General features: G+C 63.1%; 12 protein-coding genes and 1 tRNA gene. 6 read left to right on the forward strand and 7 right to left on the reverse strand.

Annotated features, from left to right (window positions below):
• Positions 1-5: 5 nt before the first annotated feature.
• The 3 genes from recQ to purL are packed head-to-tail and all read right to left on the reverse strand — an operon-like array spanning position 6 to position 6299.
• Positions 6-1811 carry a DNA helicase RecQ gene (recQ, locus tag BT173_RS18495; protein ID WP_072430164.1) on the reverse strand — a complete coding sequence of 602 codons (1806 nt, stop codon included), beginning with the start codon at positions 1809-1811 and terminating at the stop codon, positions 6-8.
• Positions 1808-2320, reverse strand: coding sequence for a retropepsin-like aspartic protease family protein (locus BT173_RS18500; protein WP_072430165.1), 513 nt, complete (start codon positions 2318-2320; stop codon positions 1808-1810). Before BT173_RS18500 ends, recQ begins: the two co-directional genes overlap by 4 nt.
• Positions 2321-2342: 22 nt before the next feature.
• On the reverse strand, positions 2343-6299 hold the full coding sequence (purL, locus tag BT173_RS18505) for a phosphoribosylformylglycinamidine synthase (RefSeq protein WP_072430166.1): 3957 nt from the start codon (positions 6297-6299) through the stop codon (positions 2343-2345).
• A gap of 253 nt (positions 6300-6552) precedes the next feature.
• Here purL and BT173_RS18510 point away from each other — a divergent pair, with 253 nt between their 5' ends.
• Positions 6553-8859 carry an Orn/Lys/Arg family decarboxylase gene (locus BT173_RS18510; protein ID WP_072430167.1) on the forward strand — a complete coding sequence of 769 codons (2307 nt, stop codon included), beginning with the start codon at positions 6553-6555 and terminating at the stop codon, positions 8857-8859.
• 62 nt (positions 8860-8921) lie between these two features.
• On the opposite strand, the gene gltX is transcribed toward BT173_RS18510, so the two are convergent.
• The 4 genes from gltX to gspL all read right to left on the reverse strand — a co-directional run bounded on the left by gltX (position 8922) and on the right by gspL (position 12754).
• A complete protein-coding gene (gene gltX / locus BT173_RS18515; protein ID WP_072430182.1) occupies positions 8922-10316 on the reverse strand; it encodes a glutamate--tRNA ligase in 1395 nt (464 codons plus the stop codon).
• 66 nt (positions 10317-10382) lie between these two features.
• Positions 10383-11123, reverse strand: coding sequence for a type II secretion system protein N (gene gspN, locus BT173_RS18520; RefSeq protein ID WP_072430168.1), 741 nt, complete (start codon positions 11121-11123; stop codon positions 10383-10385).
• Positions 11120-11581, reverse strand: a complete 462-nt coding sequence (locus tag BT173_RS18525) for a type II secretion system protein M (protein ID WP_072430169.1) — start codon at positions 11579-11581, stop codon at positions 11120-11122. Before BT173_RS18525 ends, gspN begins: the two co-directional genes overlap by 4 nt.
• Before the next feature lie 6 nt (positions 11582-11587).
• Positions 11588-12754, reverse strand: a complete 1167-nt coding sequence (gene gspL / locus BT173_RS18530) for a type II secretion system protein GspL (RefSeq protein WP_175545643.1) — start codon at positions 12752-12754, stop codon at positions 11588-11590.
• 252 nt (positions 12755-13006) lie between these two features.
• Between gspL and BT173_RS18535 the strand changes: the two genes are divergently transcribed.
• The 5 genes from BT173_RS18535 to lon all read left to right on the forward strand — a co-directional run bounded on the left by BT173_RS18535 (position 13007) and on the right by lon (position 19170).
• A tRNA-Leu gene (locus tag BT173_RS18535) sits at positions 13007-13091 on the forward strand.
• A gap of 73 nt (positions 13092-13164) precedes the next feature.
• Positions 13165-14472 (forward strand): trigger factor, encoded by a 1308-nt coding sequence (tig, locus tag BT173_RS18540; RefSeq protein WP_072430171.1) that lies wholly within the window; start codon positions 13165-13167, stop codon positions 14470-14472.
• A gap of 181 nt (positions 14473-14653) precedes the next feature.
• Positions 14654-15232: an ATP-dependent Clp endopeptidase proteolytic subunit ClpP gene (gene clpP, locus BT173_RS18545; protein ID WP_245794206.1), complete on the forward strand. Its 579-nt coding sequence runs from the start codon at positions 14654-14656 to the stop codon at positions 15230-15232.
• A gap of 83 nt (positions 15233-15315) precedes the next feature.
• Complete coding sequence (clpX, locus tag BT173_RS18550; RefSeq protein WP_072430173.1) at positions 15316-16587, forward strand: ATP-dependent Clp protease ATP-binding subunit ClpX; 1272 nt, start codon at positions 15316-15318, stop codon at positions 16585-16587.
• A gap of 168 nt (positions 16588-16755) precedes the next feature.
• Positions 16756-19170, forward strand: coding sequence for an endopeptidase La (gene lon / locus BT173_RS18555; RefSeq protein WP_072430183.1), 2415 nt, complete (start codon positions 16756-16758; stop codon positions 19168-19170).
• Positions 19171-19277: the final 107 nt, after the last annotated feature.

Below are 19277 nucleotides of genomic sequence, written 5' to 3' on the forward strand. Positions count from 1 at the left end.
GCAAATCAAACATTCAACACACCCAAAAATGCGTCCCCATACCGCTCCAGCTTCTGCGCCCCCACCCCCGAGATATGCGCCATCTCGTCCAGGCTGCTCGGACGAGCGTCCAGCATGGCTTTCAGGGTGGCGTCGGTGAAGATCAGGTAGGCGGGTACGCCCTGCTCGTCCGCCAGGGCGCGGCGTTTGCTGCGTAGGGCTTGCCAGAGCGCCTCGTCGGCCGGGGCGATGTCGAGGCTGGCGGGGCTGCGTTTCTTGTCGCTGCCGCGCTTATCACGGGTTTTCTCGGGCAGGCCGCGCAGGTGCAGGGCCAGTTCGCCGCGCAGCAGCGGGCGGGCGGTGTCGGTCAGCTGCAGGCCGCCGAACTCGGGCTCGGTTTGCAGGAAGCCGGCCGCCAGCAGCTGACGCAGCACCGAGCGCCAGCCGGCTTCGGACAGATCGCTGCCGATGCCGAAGGTACTGACCTGGTCGTGGAAGTGCTGCTTGACCTTGTCGGTGGACTTGCCAAGTAGTACGTCGATGATATGCCCGGCCCCAAAGCGTTGGCCGGTGCGGAACACGCAGCTGAGCGCCTTGCGCGCCGCCTCGGTGGCGTCCCAGGTCTTGGGCGGGGTCAGGCAGTTGTCGCAATTGCCGCAGGGCTGCGAGGCTTCGCCGAAGTAGTTGAGGATGACCTGGCGCCGGCAGGCCACGGTTTCCGCCAGGCCCAGCATGGCGTTCAGCTTCTGGCGCTCCACCTGCTTCTGCGCCCCGGGGGCCTGACCACCTTCGATCATTTCCTTCAGCTGCATCACATCGTTCAGGCCATAGGCCAGCCAGGCGCTGCTGGGCAGGCCATCGCGGCCGGCGCGGCCGGTTTCCTGGTAATAGCCTTCCAGGCTCTTGGGCAGGTCGATATGGGCGACAAAGCGCACATCGGGTTTGTCTATGCCCATGCCAAAGGCAATGGTGGCCACCATCACGATGCCGTCTTCGCGCAGGAAGCGCTGCTGGTTGCGCGCGCGCAGCTCGGCGGCCATGCCGGCGTGATAGGGCAGGGCGGCAATGCCGTTGTCGCACAGGAACTGGGCGGTGTCCTCGACCCGCTTGCGACTCAGGCAGTAGACGATGCCGGCGTCGCCCTCGTGTTCGCGCTCGATAAAGGCCAGCAGCTGCTTGCGCGCATTGTCCTTCTCGACGATGCGGTAGCGGATATTCGGGCGGTCGAAGCTGGAGACGAACTGGGCCGCGTCTTCGAGGGCCAGGCGCTGCACGATCTCGGCGCGCGTGGCAGCGTCGGCGGTGGCGGTCAGCGCGATGCGCGGCACCTGCGGGAAGCGTTCATGCAGCAGCGACAGGCCAATGTACTCGGGGCGGAAGTCGTGCCCCCATTGGCTCACGCAGTGCGCTTCATCAATGGCGAACAGCGAGACCGGCCCGCTTTCCAGGAGGCCGAGAAAGCGCGGCGTGAGCAGGCGTTCGGGCGCCACATACAAGAGCTTGAGCGTGCCGGCCATGAAGCGCCGCTCGACTTCACGCGTCTCGTCCAGGGTCTGGGTGGAATTGAGGAAGGCTGCGTCGATGCCGAGCTGGTGCAGGCCTTCCACCTGGTCCTGCATCAGCGCGATCAGCGGCGAGACCACCACCGCGCAACCGTCGCGCAAGAGGGCCGGGATTTGGAAGCACAGCGATTTGCCGCCGCCGGTGGGCATCAGCACCAGCGCATCGCCGCCGCCGGCCACATGGGCAACGATCTCGGCCTGGCGGCCACGGAAGTGCTCGTAGCCGAAGATCGACTGCAGCAGGGAAAGGGCTTGTTCGGGCAGACTCACGGTGTGTCGCGTGGCACGCTTAAGGTCAGCGTGTCGCCGCGCATGCTCAGATCCAGATGTTTGAGGGCGCTCATGCCAAGCAGCACTTCCTCGGGGTCGCCAAAATTCGGTGCGACGCTGGCGCGGATATCGCGTAGCACGATATCGCCAAGGCGCAGCTCGGCAATGCGGGTGGCGTAGCCCTGTACCGTGCCGTTGGCGGTGGAGAGTGCCATGGCCGGGCCTTGCGGCAGACCGAGCTGGGCGGCCAGGCGGCTATCCAGGGCCACGCCGCTGGCGCCGGTATCGAGCATCAGGCGCACGCGCTGGCCATTGATCAGGCCTTCCAGCCGGTAGTGGCCATCGCGCGCGCGCTGCAGCTGCAGCACCTCCCCGCTTAGGTTCTCCACCCGGTTGGGCATGGCCTGACGCTGCAGCAGCCAGTCTATGCCGGTATAGAAGCCGGCAATCACCAGGCACCACAGGGCCACCACCGGGCCCCATTGGCGCCACCAGGCCACGCTCAGCATGCGGGCTGCCGCAGCTCAGCCATCAACCCAGCCACTGGCGGGCATTGCGGAACATGCGCATCCAGGCGCTGTCCTCGCCCCAGTTTTCCGGGTGCCAGCTCAGGTTCACGGTGCGGAAGGTGCGTTCCGGGTGCGGCATCATGATGCTGAAGCGGCCATCGGCCGTGGTCACGCCGGCCACACCGTCGGGCGAACCGTTCGGGTTGAGCGGGTAGACCTCGGTGGGCAGGCCACGGTCGTCTACATAGCGCAGCGCGGTCAGCACGGCCTTGCGGTCGGCTTCGCTGCCGAATACGGCGCGGCCTTCACCATGCGATACCACCACGGGCAGTTTGGAGCCCTGCATGCCCGCGAAGAACAGCGAGGGGTTCTGAGTGATTTCGGCCATCACGAGGCGCGCCTCGAACTGCTCGGAGGCATTGCGACGGAACTTCGGCCAGGCGGCGGCACCAGGGATGATCTCGGACAGATTCGACATCATCTGGCAGCCGTTGCACACGCCCAGCGCAAAGCTGTCAGCGCGCTGGAAGAAGGCTTCGAACTCGTCGCGTGCACGGGCATTGAACAGGATGGACTTGGCCCAGCCTTCACCAGCACCCAGTACGTCGCCGTAGCTGAAGCCACCGCAGGCGGCAAAGCCCTGGAAGTCCTGCAGCGACACGCGGCCGGACAGGATGTCGGACATATGCACATCCACGGCGCCAAAGCCGGCGCGGTCGAAGGCGGCGGCCATCTCGATCTGGCCGTTCACGCCCTGCTCGCGCAGGATGGCGATCTTGGGCTGTGCGCCCTTGGCGATATAGGGCGCGGCCACATTCTCGCTCGGGTCGAAGCTCAGCTCGGCATACAGACCGCGCGCATGCTTGTCCTCGATCAGTGCGTATTCGCTGTCGGCGCAGGCCGGGTTGTCGCGCAGGCGCTGCAGCTGCCAGCTGGTCTCGGACCAGGCCTTCTGCAGCTCGATTCGGGTCTCGTTGAACACCAGACGGTTGCGCTTCTTGATCTTCAGGCGGTCGTCGTCGTTCAGCGTGCCGATGATATGCAGTTGGCTACGGATGCCGGCGGCGAAGAAGGCGGCCATCACCGCATTGGTATCGCTGCGGCGCACCTGCAGCACGGCGCCCAGTTCTTCGTTGAACAACACACCCATCAGGCGACCATTGTCGGCGCGTGCCACCGATTCCGGGGTGATCTCGCCCAGTTCGCGCTCGGCGCGGCGGCGCTCGATGCACAGCTCGTCCACGTCCAGGGTCACGCCTGTATGGCCGGCGAACATCATCTCGGCAATGGTCACCAACAGGCCACCGTCGCCGCGGTCGTGATAAGCAAGCAGCTTGCCGTCGGCATTCAGCTGCTGCACCACCTTGAAGAAATTACCCAGCGCCACGCCGTCTTCCAGATCGGGTGCGTGGTTGCCCACCTGCTTGTAAACCTGGGCCAGAGCCGAGCCGGACAGGCGGCATTTGCCATTGCCCAGGTCGATCAGGATCAGGTCGGTATCACCCTGGTCGGTCTTCAGCTGCGGGGTCAGTGTCTTGCGCGCATCGGTGACCGGCGCGAAGGCCGATACGATCAGCGACAGCGGTGCGACCACGGCCTTGTCTTCCTGGCCGTCCTGCCACACCGTCTTCATCGACAGGCTGTCCTTGCCGACCGGGATGCTGATGCCGAGTGCAATCGACAGATCACGCACCGCCTTCACCGTGTCGTACAGATTGGCATCTTCACCGGCGTGGCCAGCGGCGGCCATCCAGTTGGCCGACAGCTTGACGTCGCCGAGCTTGGCAATCGGGGCAGCGGCCAGATTGGTCAGCGCCTCGCCAATCGCCATACGGCCCGAAGCCGGCGCCGAGATCAGCGCGAGCGGCGTACGCTCGCCCATGGCCATCGCTTCGCCCTGGTAGGTATTGAAGCCCATGGTGGTCACGGCCACGTCGGCGACCGGAATCTGCCAGGGACCGACCAACTGGTCGCGCACAGTCACACCGCCCACGGAGCGGTCGCCAATGGTGATCAGGAAGCGCTTGTCGGCCACGGCCGGCAGACGCAGCACGCGGTAGGTCGCATCGTGCAGATCGAGCGAGCTCGAATCGAACATCGGAATCTCGCGCTGCAGGCGCTGCACATCGCGGCTCATCTTGGGCGGCTTGCCCAAGAGCACATCCATCGGCATATCTACCGGCTTGTTGCCGAAGTGGGCATCGGCCACTTCCAGCTGTTGCTCAAGCGTGGCGGCACCCACCACGGCAAACGGGCAGCGCTCGCGCTCGGCAATCGCCTTGAAGGTGGGCAGCGCGCTGGCCGGAATCGCCAGCACATAGCGCTCTTGCGATTCGTTGCACCAGATCTGCATGGGCGACATGCCCTTTTCTTCGATATGGATGTCGCGCAGCTTGAACTGGGCGCCACGATCCGAGCCGTGCACGAGTTCAGGCAGGGCATTCGACAGACCGCCCGCGCCCACATCGTGAATGCTCAGGATCGGGTTCTTGTCACCCAGCTGCCAGCAGCGGTCGATCACTTCCTGGGCGCGTCGTTCGATTTCCGGGTTGCCGCGCTGCACCGAGTCGAAGTCGAGATCCGCTGCATTGGCGCCGGTATCCATCGACGACGCTGCGCCGCCACCGAGGCCGATCAGCATGCCGGGGCCGCCGAGCACAATGATCAGCGCGCCGGCCGGAATATCGTGCTTGCCGACATGGTCGGCGTCGATATTGCCCAGACCACCGGCGATCATGATCGGCTTGTGATAGCCGCGCATCTCGCCGGCCACCTTCTCTTCGAAGGTACGGAAGTAGCCGGTCAGATTCGGGCGGCCGAATTCGTTATTGAAGGCAGCGGCACCGATCGGGCCGTCCAGCATGATCTGCAGCGGCGACACGATGCGGCCGGGGCGACCGTATTCGAGCTGGCTGTCGGAGAACACTTCCCAGGGCTGCTTGTAGCCGGGGATATTCAGGTTGGACACGGTAAAGCCAGCCAGACCAGCCTTGGGCTTGGAGCCACGCCCGGTCGCGCCTTCGTCGCGGATCTCACCGCCCGAACCGGTGGCTGCACCGGCAAACGGGGCAATCGCGGTCGGGTGGTTATGGGTTTCCACCTTCATCAGGATATGGGTGGGGCGCTGCTGGTAGGCATAGGTCTGGCTGCCCGGCTGCGGGAAGAAGCGCGCGATGTCGGCGCCCTCGATGACCGAGGAGTTATCCGAGTAGGCAACCACCGTGCCTTCCGGGTGGGCCTTATGAGTATCGCGGATCATGCCGAACAGCGATTTTTCCTGCGCTTCGCCATCCACGATGAAATCGGCATTGAAGATCTTGTGGCGGCAATGTTCGGAATTGGCCTGGGCGAACATCATCAGCTCGATATCGTGCGGGTTGCGTCCAAGCTTCTGGAAGTTCTCCACCAGGTAGTCGATCTCGTCCACCGACAGCGCGAGGCCCATCTCGCGATTGGCCGTTTCCAGCGCCGGCTTGCCGCCGCCGAGGATGTCCACGCTGGCCAGCGGTTGCGGGTCGGCATGGCTGAACAGCGCTTCGATGCCGTCGAAGCTGGCCCACACCGTTTCCGTCATCCGGTCGTGGGCCAGTTCGGCCAGCTTGGCCAGCTCGGTCGCGTTCAAATCGCGCCCGGCATACAGGGCCATGCCGCGCTCGATGCGGCTTATCTGGCCCAGGCCGCACAGATGGGCGATATCGCTGGCCTTGGACGACCAGGGCGAAATCGTACCGACACGTGGTGTGATCAGAATCATGCTGCCCAGAGCACGCGCGGGTTCGGCCGGGTTTTCATAGGTGAGGATCTTGCCCAGCTTAGCTTCCTCGTCGGCGCTCAGCGCGCCGTCCACTTCGGCGAAATGCCAGAACTCGGCATAGGGCGCGAGGCCGTGGATGCCGGCCGCTTGCAGGCCTTGCAGCAGTTTTTCGATACGGAAGGCGGAGAGAGCGAGGCCGCCGCGCAGCTTGAGAAGGGTGGGCATGAGGTGCAAACCGGTCGGTTGAGCTGGAAAGAGGGGGCGAATTTTACCGGAAAAGCGCGCCCGCTTGGGATTGCCTGGCTGGAAAACTCGCTGTTTCAAAAGCATAGCGTGTTCGCACGCAATTGCTGGTCCGGCCTCGCTGGGTGCGCTGCTATCTACGGCTGGTCATTTGCCGCGTCGCTGCGCATGATGCAGCGTGGGACTAGCGGACTTGGTCCGGACCAATTTATCTGGTGCAAAGCGTGGAGGCAGCATGCTGGAGAGCAGCAATAAATGGATGAAGCGGCGCGTGCTGATCGTCGATGATGATCTGGCCCTGTCCGGCACCACCGATTGCCGGGCGATACGCAATCTGCTGACGGAGCTGGCGGGGCGCAATCTGGATGTGCTGGAGGCGGCCAGCTTCGCCGATGCGCATTCGGCCGTGGTGTCGGATGCGGGCATCCATTGCTTCTTTGTCGACTGGACGCTGGGCAGCAATGATCGCGACTCGCACGCCCAGGCGCTGGCGCTGCTGCGCGAGATACGCCAGCGCAATATGCACGTGCCGATCTTTCTGATGGCCGAACACGCGCTGGGCCATTCGCTAACTGTGGAGGCGATGGAGCTGGCCAGCGAGTTTGTCTGGATGCGTGAAGACACCGCGTCCTTCGTGGCCGGGCGCGCCGAGGTGGCGATACGCCAGTATCTGGACGAGCTCTTGCCGCCGTTCACCCAGGCCATGATCGATTACGCACGCAATGTGCATGAATATTCATGGGCGGCGCCGGGCCACCAAGGCGGCATCGCCTTCACCAAGACCGCAGTGGGGCGCGAGTTCTTCGATTTCTTCGGCGAGAACCTGTTCCGGGTCGACTCGGGCATCGAGCGCGGCTCGCTCGGTTCGCTGCTTGAACATAGCGGGCCGATTGGCGAGGCCGAGGCCTATGCGGCGCGCGTGTTTGGTGCGCACCGCAGCTATTCAGTGCTCAATGGCACTTCGGGCTCGAATCGCGCCATCATGGCAGCGGTGGTCAGCGACGGCGAGTTCGCGCTATGTGATCGCAACTGCCACAAGTCGATTGAGCAGGGTCTGGTGATGGCCGGCGGCATACCGGTCTTTCTGATGCCGACTCGCAACCGCTACGGCATCATCGGCCCGCTGCCGCCCAACCAGCTCAGCGCCGCAGCCATCCGCGCCAAGCTCGACCAGCATCCGCTGCGTCATCTGGCCGCCGGCGATAGCGCGAGCTATGCGGTGATCACCAACTGTACCTACGACGGCATGTGCATCGACGCGGCGCGTGCGCAGGATCTGCTCGCCCAGAGTGTGGACCGCATTCACTTCGATGAGGCGTGGTATGGCTATGCGCGCTTCAATCCCATCTACCGCGACCGCTACGCGATGCGCGGCGACCCGGCCGAGCATCCGGCCGACGGTCCGACCGTATTCGCCACCCATTCCACCCACAAGCTGCTGGCCGCCTTGTCGCAGGCCTCCTACATCCATATCCGCAACGGTCGCCAGCCCATCGAACATACGCGCTTCAATGAGTCGTATATGTTGCAGGCGTCCACCTCACCGCTGTACGCGATCATTGCCTCGAACGAGATCGGTGCGGCGATGATGGATGGCCCGCGCGGCCAGAGTCTGACCCAGGAGGTGATCGAGGAGGCGGTCGACTTTCGCCAGGCGCTGGCGCGCGCCCAGCGCGAGTTTGCCGCCAAAGGCGACTGGTTCTTCTCGCCCTGGAATGCGCCCGAGGTGTATGAGCCCGAGACGGGCCGCATGGTGGCGTTTGCCGATGCGCCGCGCGAATTACTGGCCAGCGACCCCAATTGCTGGCTGCTCAAGCCGGGCGAGGTCTGGCACGGCTTCGATCAGCTCGAGGACGATTGGTGTCTGCTCGATCCGATCAAGGCCGGCATCGTCTGCCCGGGCATGGGTGAGGATGGCGAGCTGCTTGAGCACGGCATACCGGCTGATGTGCTGACGGCCTTCCTGCACCAGCGCGGCATCATCCCCTCGCGCACCACCGATTTCATGGTGCTCTGCCTTTTCAGCATGGGGGTGACCAAGGGCAAGTGGGCCACCCTGATCAATGTGCTGCTCGACTTCAAGCGCCAGTACGACCGCAATGCGCTGCTCTCGGTGGAGCTGCCTGAGCTGGTGCGCGCCCATCCGGGTCGCTATGCCAAGCTGGGCCTGCGCGACCTCGCTGAGCAGATGTTCGCTGCCATGAAGAGTAATCGCATGGATCAATGGCAGTCGGCTGCCTTCAGCCAGCTGCCCGAGCCGCAGGTTCTGCCGCGCCGGGCGTTTCAGCAACTGATGGCCGGCAAGGCCGAGCTCTTGCCCCTGCACCAGCTGGCCGGCCGCACCGCCGCAGTCGGGGTGATTCCCTATCCACCCGGCATTCCCATCGTGATGCCCGGCGAGAACTTCGGCGCGGATGATGGGCCGTGGCTCAGCTATATGCGCGCCATGCAGGAATGGACCACGCTGTTTCCCGGCTTTGAGAAGGAGCTGGAGGGCTCGGTGCTCAAGGATGGCGTGTATCACGTTTGGTGCTTGCGCTAGCAGGACCTTGCGGCGATGAAAAAAGCCACCCCAGGGTGGCTTTTTTCATCGCTAGTGCGGGCTCAGGCCTCGATATGGTCCAGGCGCTTGAGCACTTCTTCCTTGCCGAGCAGATGCAGCACCAGATCCACCGATGGTGTCTGGGTGGTGCCGCACAATGCGGCGCGCAGCGGCATGCCCACCAGCGGCATCTTCACGCCCTCGCTGGCCACGAAGGCCTTGATGGCGGCGGACAGGGCCGGGGCGTCCCAGGCTGTGTCGGCCAGCACGGTCTTGAAGCGTGCCAGGCGTGCGCGCGCTTCTTCGCCCAGGTGCTGGGCAGCCAGTTCGGCCGGTGCGGCATCGTGGCGGAAGAAATAGCTGGCTTGCGCGGCCAGATCGACCAGATTGGTGACGCGCTCCTTGAGCAGGGCGATTACGTCCACCAAGGCGGGGCCTTGCTGGGTATCGCAGCCGAGCTTGCTCAGGAAGGGCTCGGTCAGTGCGGCCAGGCGCGCATTGTCGGCCGCCTTCATATGCTGCTGATTGATCCACAGCATCTTCTCGCGGTCGAAACGCGAGGGGCTGGGGCTGACATTCTTCAGGTCGAACCATTCGACAAACTGCTCGAGCGTGAAGAACTCATCGTCGCCATGCCCCCAGCCGAGGCGAGCCAGGTAGTTAAGCAGAGCTTCAGGCAGGATACCTTGCTGGCTGTAATCGACCACGCTGACCGCATCGCGGCGCTTGCTCATCTTCTGACCATCGGCATTCAGAATCATCGGCAGGTGGCCGTACACGGGCAGCGGCGCACCCAGGGCGGCCAGGATATTGATCTGGCGCGGGGTGTTGTTCACATGGTCGTCGCCACGGATCACATGGGTGATGCCCATGTCCCAGTCGTCCACCACCACGCAGAAGTTATAGGTGGGCGTGCCATCCGGGCGGGCGATGATCAGGTCATCCAGCTCGCTATTGGCAATCTCGATGCGGCCCTTGACCGCATCATCCCAGGCCACCACGCCGTCGACCGGGTTGCGGAAGCGCACCACCGGCTGCACGCCCTCGGGCACGGCCGGCAGGGTCTTGCCGCGCTCGGGGCGCCAACGGCGGTCGTAGCGCGGCTTCTCACCACGTGCTTCGGCGTCCGCGCGCATTTGGTCGAGCTCTTCCTTGCTGGTGTAGCAGTAGTAGGCGCTGCCTTGGGCGAGCATTTCCTGCAGCACGACCTTGTAACGGTCCATGCGCTGCATCTGATAGAACGGACCTTCGTCATGCGCAAGGCCTACCCACTGCATGCCATCCAGGATCGCCTGCACCGATTCGGGCGTGGAGCGCTCCAGATCGGTGTCTTCGATGCGCAGCACGAACACGCCCTGATTCTTGCGGGCATAGGCCCAGCTGAACAGCGCGGTACGGACGCCGCCGATATGCAGCAGGCCAGTAGGGGAGGGAGCGAAGCGGGTGCGAACGGTCATGATGGGCCGGGTCAGGAATGCGAAAGCATGCATTTTACCCGGCCGCACCGTTTCGCGGCGATTTGCCTAGCGCAGCGAGAAGCGCAGGCGCCGTTCCGCCTCGGGGGCGCCGGCACCGACCTGGCTCAGAAAGGGGGCGAGCGCGCTGGCGGCGCCGGGCGCCGCCTGCAGCGCCACTTCGGCCTGCAGGCCCTGGGCAGCCTGCCAGTTGCCATTGCCGTTCAGCTGTAGCTGGCCGCTCAGGGTGCTCAGCTGCAACTGCCAGCCGCTACCCGCTGGTAGTGCGTTCAAACGGTAATCGCCGAGCGGGCGCACGGCGGGTGCCAGGCTGGAGCCGGCACCCAGCCAGTCCAGGCTCAGTTGGCCTTCTGGTTTGCCGCCGCGCAAATGAATTTCCTGGCCGCTCAGGCGTAGCTGGCCGCTCAGACCGTAGTTGCGGGTTTTCTCGCTGAGCTTGAACAATGGCGCGGCAGCCAAAGCCAGGTCGAACTGGCGCAGGCTGATCTCGCCCAAGCCCAGGCTGAGCGCCGCTTGTCCGGCATCCAGGCGAATATCGTAGCCCAGGCGCGCTTGCAGCAGGTCCTTCGGCCGCCACTGCCAGCTCAGCTGCTCGGCCAGCGCCTCACCATCCAGTACCGGCTGGGCCGAGCCCTGCCAGATGCTGCCCTGTGCGCCCGCCAGGCTGAACTTGCCCGCGCTTTGCGCACTGATCACGCTGCCCACCATGCTGGCCGGCAGGCGGATCAGGGCGAACACGATAATTAGCAGCACCAGTGCCAGCCACCACGGCCAAGACAGGCGCTTCATCGTTGCCACTCCACAGTTGCATCCACCATGCCGCTGGCCTCGCTGCCGCGCACCTGCAGCTGCTTCAGCGACCAGCCCTGTGCCTGTGCATCGGCCAGCAGCTTGGTCAATGCGGGCCAGGCCATGCCTTGCGCCTGCAGGCTGGCCTGCTTGTCGCTCTGCTGCTTCAGCGCACTGGCTGGCAGGCCGGTGCTGGCCATCAGGGAGGCCATATCGGGCTTGCTGGCGGCCTGGGTCTTGCCCGTGGCCTGGGCCAGATCGCGCTGGAAACGTGCCATATCGGCGCGCAGGGCGGGCAGGCTTTTCTCCAGGCGGGTGCGGCTGGTGGCCACCGGCTCGATCAGCAATGCATAGATAAGCGCGATGGCCAGCACGGCACCGCCCAGCAACAGGATCAGTTTTTCGCGGCTATTGCGCTGTTGCCAATAGTCGAGCAAGGGGGCGAGGGTAGCGTTCATATCGGTTTACTGCGGGGTCAGGGTCAGGCGCACGCGGTCGGGTGCGCTGGTGCTGGTCTCAACCTTGCCCAGGCTCTGCAGGCTCTGGATCAGGCCGGCAATCTGCTCGGGTGTGGCACGGTATTCGGCGCTGATGCGCCCATCCAGATAGTCGAAGGCCAGCAGCTTGATCTCGCCGCTGGTGCCAAAGCGCGGCGCCAGCTCCAGCAGCTTGGCAATCGCGGCATCGCTGACTGCTGCTTGCTGTTGCTGGCCGCCCTTGAGTTTGGATTGCAGCTGCAGTTGGGCGTCCACCAGCGGCTCGCCAGGGAAAGCGGCGCTGAAGGCGCTATTCATGGCCTGCTTGAGCGCGCGCTCTTCGCTCTGCCACGACCACCATTGGCCGAACCAGCCGAGTGCCGCCAGTGCCAAAGCGCTGCCAGCCAGCCAGGCGGCAGGCTTCAAGCGGCTCCAGTCGATATCCATCTGCGGCCCGCTGGCGAACTCGCCCTGCAGCAGATCGATGGCGTCAGCATGCACGGCAGCTGCGAGTGGATCGTGATTCAGCAATAGGGTGTCGCTGCCCAGTGCGGCCTGCCAGGCGGCGAGGTCGAGCTGCTCAGCTGCTTCGGGGCAGATGGCCAACGACAGTGGCGCCTCCCCCGTTACGCTGGCTAGCAGCAAGGACGGCGGTGTGGCGGGGCTGCTGGCATCGAACCACTGTGCGGTATCGCCGAGGCGGCGCGCCCAGCCATTGCCGCACCACAACAGCGTGCCGCCATCGGCGGCCACCAGCGCATCGGCGGCCCAGCAGGCGCGCGGGCGCTTGCCGACCTGGCTCAGCGTATTCAGGGTTTCGGCCAGCATCTCGCGCTGCACGGCGGCAACGCGGCATTGATCTTTGATCAGCTTATAGGCGAGGTGCTGCTCGCTCGGCTCCCCCAGCAGAACCTGATCGAGCGCGAAGGGCAACAGCTTGCGCGCCTGCTTGCCAGCGCCGGCCGGCAGGACAACCGCGGCGCGCAGCACGCGGGCAGGGGGCAGAAACAGCTCGATCCGTTCGGCCTGCGGCAGGTTGGCCAGCTCGCTGCGACCAGCGCGCAGATGCGGACCATCCAGCAGGCGCCAGTTCACCTCGGTGTTGGGCGTGGCGGGCAGGGCGGATTCGGCAAGAAAGAGACGCAGCGTAGTCACGGCAATGGGGCTGACACGGTGAGGTTGAAGGGCGGCCGGGTTTTCAGGCGCGCCAGTATGACACAGCGAGATCATCGCTCGCCAAGCCTGGTGCGCCTTGCCGACCTGCCCGGGGCATGCCGGAAACAAAAGCTGCCGGAGGGGTTTGTTTTTTTGCCGGTGCCTCGCCTATAATCGCCGACTCTCTGCATGCGGCATGGTTCGTGATTCACTTTCAAGTGCAACGAATCCAGTGTCTGTGGCGGGAACAGAGCGAGCGTGGCGGAATTGGTAGACGCACTGGATTTAGGTTCCAGCGCCGCAAGGTGTAAGAGTTCGAGTCTCTTCGCTCGCACCAGGTTTTCGCTGTCGCCGGCAGGTGCCGGCGGTTTGACTAGTGATAGATAGTCGCAATACAGGATCGAACAAAGATGCAAGCACAACTGGAAACCCTGAGCCAACTCGAGCGTCGTCTCGATATCGCCATTCCGGCCGCGGACATTGAAACCGCCGTCGACGCCCGCCTCAAGCGCGTGGCGCGTACCGCCAAGATCCAGGGCTTCCGTCCGGGCAAGGCGCCGATGAAGATGGTGGCGGCCAATTACGGTCTGCAAGTGCGTGAAGAAGTGCTGGGCGAGCAGGTGCAAACCGCTTTCGCCAAGGCTGTGCAGGAACAGAAGCTGCGTGTGGCCGGTTATCCGCGTTTCGAAGGCAAGCCGGCTGAGGGTGAGTCCTTCTCCTTCTCCGCCACTTTTGAGGTCTACCCGGAAATCGTGCTGGGCGACCTGTCTGGCAAGGAAATCGAGCGTCCGGTGCTGGCCGTGACCGACGCTGAAGTCGAGAAGACCATCGAAATCCTGCGCAAGCAGCGCACCAAGTTCGAGCGTGTTGAGCGCGCTGCCGAGAAGGGCGATCGCGTGATCGTCGACTTCAAAGGCACTATCGATGGCGTCGCCTTCCAGGGCGGTTCCAGCGACAACTACGCCTTCCAGGCTGGCGAAGGCCAGATGCTGCCCGAGTTCGACAATGCCGTGCTGGGCATGAAGGAAGGCGAGAGCAAGACTTTCGATCTGGCCTTCCCTGAGGATTACCAAGGCAAGGACGTGGCCGGCAAGACCGCCCAGTTCGCCGTGACCGTGAAGAATGTGGCAGCTGCCAAGCTGCCGGAAGTCGATGCTGATTTTGCCAAGGCCATGGGCATCGAAGACGGCGATGTGAGCAAGCTGCAAGCCGAAATTCGCAAGAATGTCGAGCGTGAAGTCAAGCGTCGCCTGACCGCCCGTGCCAAGGAAGCCGTGATGTCGGCTCTGCTGGACGTGACCCCGATCGAAGTGCCGAAGGCACTGGTCGGCGCCGAGATTGGCCGTCTGGTTGAGCAGGCGCGCGAAGAAATGAAGCAGCGTGGTTTCGACCCGCAAAACATGCCGCTGCCGCCGGAACTGTTCGAAGAGCAGGCCAAGCGCCGCGTAAGCCTGGGTTTGATCCTGGCTGAAGTCGTACGCGCCAATGGCCTGGAAGCCAAGCCGGAACAGGTCAAGGCCATCGTGACCGAGTTCGCCGAGAGCTACGAGCATCCGGAAGAAGTGGTCAAATGGTACTATGCCAGCCGTGATCGTCTGGAAGGCCCGGAGTCGCTGGCGCTGGAAGACAATGTGGTTGAGTTCGTATTTGCCAAGGCCAAGACCGTTGAGAAGCAACTGGCATTCGACGAGTTGATGGGTCAGCAGCAAGCTGCGTAAAACCTGCTCGCAGTATTGAAAACGGGCTCGGCCGCCTCACCTTAGGGTACAGGTTGGCCGGGCCCGTTTGCTTCCCGGTCACTTCATCCTTTACGCACATCGACAGGACATCATGAGCACCTGGAACCAAGCCGATTGGAACAAGACGCATATCGAACCGCAAGGCCTGGGCTATGTGCCCATGGTGATCGAACAAAGCGGTCGCGGTGAGCGTGCCTACGATATCTATTCCCGCCTGCTCAAGGAGCGGGTGATCTTCCTGGTTGGCCCGGTCAATGATGCGACCGCCAATCTGGTGGTGGCACAGATGCTGTTCCTGGAGTCGGAAAATCCCGACAAGGATATCTTCCTCTACATCAACAGCCCGGGCGGTTCGATCTCGGCCGGTATGTCGATCTACGACACCATGCAGTTCATCAAGCCCGATGTGTCCACGCTGTGTGTGGGCATGGCGGCCAGCATGGGTGCCTTCCTGCTGCAGGCCGGCACCAAGGGCAAGCGCTTTGCGCTGCCGAACTCGACGGTGATGATTCACCAGCCGCTGGGTGGTTTCCAGGGCCAGGCCACCGATATTGAGATTCATGCCAAGTACATCCTCAGCCTGCGCGAGCGGCTGAACAAGCTGATGAGTGAGCACACCGGTCGTTCGCTGGAAGAAATCACCCGCGATAGCGACCGTGACAACTTCATGACCGCCCAGGAAGCCGCCGACTATGGTCTGGTGGACAAGGTGATCACGTCGCGCGGCGTGCTGGCGTAAGCCTTCCGGGCCGGCCCCTGTGCCGGCCTGCAAGTTTCTGATCGCGGCTGCTTCGGCGGCTGCCTAGCAATGGCGAGGTTGCCATGACCGACAAAGAAAAACTCCTTTATTGCTCCTTCTGCGGCAAGAGCCAGCACGAGGTGCGCAAGCTGATCGCCGGTCCGCAGGTATTTATCTGCGATGAATGCATCGAGCTGTGCAATGACATCATCCGCGAGGAGTTGCAGTCCGGCTCGGCCGTGGCTAGCGAAGCCAAGCCGGGTGCGGCGGGCAAGCTGCCTACGCCGGCCGAGATCCGTGCCTCGCTCGACCAGTATGTGATCGGCCAGGACAAGGCCAAGAAGTCGCTGGCGGTAGCGGTGTACAACCACTACAAGCGTCTGGCCAACCCGGCTGCCAAGGCCGGTGATGTGGAACTGGCCAAGTCCAATATCCTGCTGATCGGGCCGACTGGCTCGGGCAAGACCCTGCTCGCCCAGACCCTGGCGCGCCTGTTGGACGTGCCCTTTGTGATGGCCGATGCCACCACGCTGACCGAGGCCGGCTATGTGGGCGAGGATGTGGAGAACATCATCGCCAAGTTGCTGCAAAAGTGCGATTGGGATATCGAGAAAGCCCAGCGCGGCATCATCTATGTGGACGAGATCGACAAGATTTCGCGCAAGTCGGACAACCCGTCCATCACCCGCGATGTATCGGGCGAAGGTGTGCAGCAAGCGCTGCTGAAGCTGATCGAAGGTACGGTGGCCTCGATTCCGCCCTCGGGTGGTCGTAAGCATCCGAACCAGGAATTCCTGCAGGTCGATACCACCAATATCCTGTTCATTTGCGGCGGCGCCTTCGATGGCCTGGCTCAGGTGATTCGTCAGCGTTCGCAAAAGGGCGGTATCGGCTTTGGCGCCTCGGTGCATTCCAAGGATGAGAGCAAGAGTGTGGGCAAGACGCTGCGCGAGACCGAACCCGAGGATCTGATCAAGTTTGGCCTGATTCCGGAGTTCGTCGGCCGCCTGCCGGTGGTGACCACCCTGGACGAACTGGACGAAGCCGCGCTGGTGACCATCCTGACCGAACCGAAGAACTCGCTGGTCAAGCAGTACCAGAAGCTGTTCGAGCTGGAAGGTGCCGAGCTGGAAGTACGCCCTGAGGCCTTGGCTGCGATTGCGCGCAAAGCCCTGGTGCGCAAGACAGGCGCACGTGGTCTGCGCTCCATCATCGAGGGCGCGCTGCTGGAGACCATGTATGAGCTGCCTTCGCAGAAGAATGTGCAGAAGGTGGTCATCGACGAAAACGTGATCGAAAACGGCGGTCAGCCGATTCTCGTGCATGCCGATGCGCAGCAGGTGCAGGCGGCCTGAATCGGGCAAGTGCTTCATCCCTAAAAGAAACCGCCTTCGGGCGGTTTCTTTTTTGTCTGGCGCGGTTGCCTAGAGCTGGTCATATCGGTGAATATGATCCGGCAGGCAATTGAAATGCGCCCGCAACGCCCCATCTTCCAGCCATCGACTCTCGCACTGGATGCCACTATGTCCCAGCACGCCGAACTACCCCCCCATGCCATTGACCTGCCGCTTCTGCCTTTGCGCGATGTGGTGGTCTTTCCCTATATGGTCATCCCGCTGTTCGTAGGCCGGCCCAAGTCCATCCGCGCACTGGAAACTGCCATGGAAGCGGGCAAGCAGATTTTGCTGCTGGCCCAGAAGAACGCCGCCAAGGATGAGCCATCGGCGGCCGATATGTACGATATCGGCACCGTGGCCACCATTCTGCAGATGCTCAAGCTGCCCGACGGCACCGTGAAGGTGCTGGTCGAGGGTACCCAGCGCGCCTTGGTGGATGAAATCCAGGAGCATGAAGGTTTCTTCACCGTCACCGCCCAGCCGGTGCCGATGGATGCGGCCGAGGATACTGAAACTGAAGCCATGCGCCGTGCGCTGCTCGCGCAGTTTGATCAGTTCGTGAAGCTGAACAAGAAGATCCCGCCCGAGGTGCTGACCTCGCTGGCAGGCATTGAACGCGCCGGTCGCCTGGCCGATACGATTGCCGCCCATCTGCCGCTCAAACTCGAGCAAAAGCAGGACATCCTCGAGATGTTCAATGTGGGCGAGCGCCTCGAACATCTGCTCAAGCAGCTGGAAGCCGAACTCGACATCCTGCAGGTGGAGAAGCGCATCCGGGGTCGCGTCAAGCGCCAGATGGAGAAGAGCCAGCGCGAGTACTACCTGAACGAGCAGGTGAAGGCGATTCAGAAGGAGCTGGGCGAAAACGAAGAAGGCGCCGAACTTGATGAGCTGGAAAAGAAGCTCAAGTCGGCTGGTCTGCCCAAGGAAGCCAAGGCCAAGGCCGAGGCCGAGCTGAAGAAGCTGAAGATGATGTCGCCGATGTCGGCCGAGGCGACCGTGGTGCGCAACTATATCGACACCCTGATTGGTCTGCCGTGGAAGAAGAAGACCAAGATCAGCCAAGACCTGGCCGGTGCCGATTCGGTACTGGAAGAGGATCACTACGGTCTGGAGAAGGTCAAGGAGCGCATCGTCGAGTATCTGGCCGTGCAGCAGCGTGTCGATAAGCTCAAGGCGCCCATCCTTTGCCTGGTCGGGCCACCCGGCGTGGGCAAGACCTCGCTCGGGCAGTCGATCGCCCGTGCGACCAACCGTAAATTCATTCGCATGGCCTTGGGTGGCGTGCGCGATGAGGCCGAGATTCGCGGTCATCGCCGTACCTATATCGGTTCCATGCCGGGCAAGATTCTGCAGAGCATGAGCAAGGTTGGCGTGAAGAACCCGCTCTTCCTGCTCGACGAAGTGGACAAGATGGGCCAGGACTTCCGTGGCGATCCGTCTTCCGCGCTGCTTGAAGTGCTCGACCCGGAACAGAACCAGACCTTTGTCGACCACTATGTTGAGGTCGAGTACGACCTCAGCGATGTGATGTTTGTGGCCACGGCCAACTCGCTGAACATCCCGGCGCCGTTGCTGGACCGGATGGAGATCATCCGCCTGGCTGGCTACACCGAGGACGAAAAGGTCAATATCGCCCAGAAGTACCTGGTGCCCAAGCAGATGAAGGCGAATGGGCTGAAGGAAAATGAGCTGGTCATCCAGGAAAGCGCGCTGCGCGATATCGTGCGTTTCTATACGCGTGAAGCCGGTGTGCGCAGCTTGGATCGCGAAGTGGCCAAGATCTGCCGCAAGGTGGTGAAGGCGCTATTGCTCAAGCCGACTGAGAAGAAGGTGACCGTCAATGCCAAGAACCTGGAAAAGTACCTAGGCGTGCACAAGTACAGCTACGGTCTGGCCGAGGAGAGCAACCAGGTTGGTCAGGTGACTGGTCTGGCCTGGACCGAGGTAGGCGGCGAGTTGCTGACCATCGAAGCGGTATCGCTACCGGGCAAGGGCAAGATGATCACCACCGGCAAGCTGGGCGAGGTGATGCAGGAATCGATTCAGGCCGCGCTATCGGTCGTGCGTAGTCGCGCGGCCAGTCTTGGGGTGGATGCGGACTTCTATCAGAAGCACGACATCCATATCCACCTGCCCGAGGGCGCCACACCCAAAGACGGTCCATCGGCCGGTATTGCGATTACCACCGCCATGGTGTCCATCCTGACCGGTATTCCGGTGCGTGCCGATGTGGCGATGACGGGTGAGATCACCCTGCGTGGCGAGGTGCTGCCGATTGGTGGCTTGAAGGAGAAGCTGTTGGCCGCGCATCGTGGTGGCATTAAGCATGTGCTGATCCCGGATGGCAATACCAAGGACTTGGTCGAGATTCCAGACAATATCAAGCAGAAGATGGAAATCCACCCGGTCAAATGGATTGATCAAGTGCTGAGCTTGGCATTGGAGCGCCAACCGGTACCGCGCGCAGCGGATGCCGAGGTGGTGGCCGAGGCGGCGCCAGCCGCAACGTCTGGTGCGCCAGTGCTGACCAAGCATTAAGCCGTCCGCCATGAAACGAGCCGCACAGTACCCCGCAAAGCGGAGTCCTGTGCGGCTTTGCATATGGCGCAGAGATAGCTGACCTTGTTATCCGCCCCAGTGAAGCT

It is taken from the genome of Chitinimonas taiwanensis DSM 18899, assembly GCF_900119825.1.
GTDB classification, from domain to species: Bacteria; Pseudomonadota; Gammaproteobacteria; order Burkholderiales; family Chitinimonadaceae; genus Chitinimonas; species Chitinimonas taiwanensis.

Coding starts and splice junctions, on each gene's coding strand:
- BT173_RS18500 (WP_072430165.1), bottom strand. CDS start 2,320: ATGCTGAGCGTGGCCTGGTGGCGCCAATGGGGCCCGGTGGTGGCCCTG.
- purL (WP_072430166.1), bottom strand. CDS start 6,299: ATGCCCACCCTTCTCAAGCTGCGCGGCGGCCTCGCTCTCTCCGCCTTC.
- BT173_RS18510 (WP_072430167.1), top strand. CDS start 6,553: ATGCTGGAGAGCAGCAATAAATGGATGAAGCGGCGCGTGCTGATCGTC.
- gltX (WP_072430182.1), bottom strand. CDS start 10,316: ATGACCGTTCGCACCCGCTTCGCTCCCTCCCCTACTGGCCTGCTGCAT.
- gspN (WP_072430168.1), bottom strand. CDS start 11,123: ATGAAGCGCCTGTCTTGGCCGTGGTGGCTGGCACTGGTGCTGCTAATT.
- BT173_RS18525 (WP_072430169.1), bottom strand. CDS start 11,581: ATGAACGCTACCCTCGCCCCCTTGCTCGACTATTGGCAACAGCGCAAT.
- tig (WP_072430171.1), top strand. CDS start 13,165: ATGCAAGCACAACTGGAAACCCTGAGCCAACTCGAGCGTCGTCTCGAT.
- clpP (WP_245794206.1), top strand. CDS start 14,654: ATGGTGATCGAACAAAGCGGTCGCGGTGAGCGTGCCTACGATATCTAT.
- clpX (WP_072430173.1), top strand. CDS start 15,316: ATGACCGACAAAGAAAAACTCCTTTATTGCTCCTTCTGCGGCAAGAGC.
- lon (WP_072430183.1), top strand. CDS start 16,756: ATGTCCCAGCACGCCGAACTACCCCCCCATGCCATTGACCTGCCGCTT.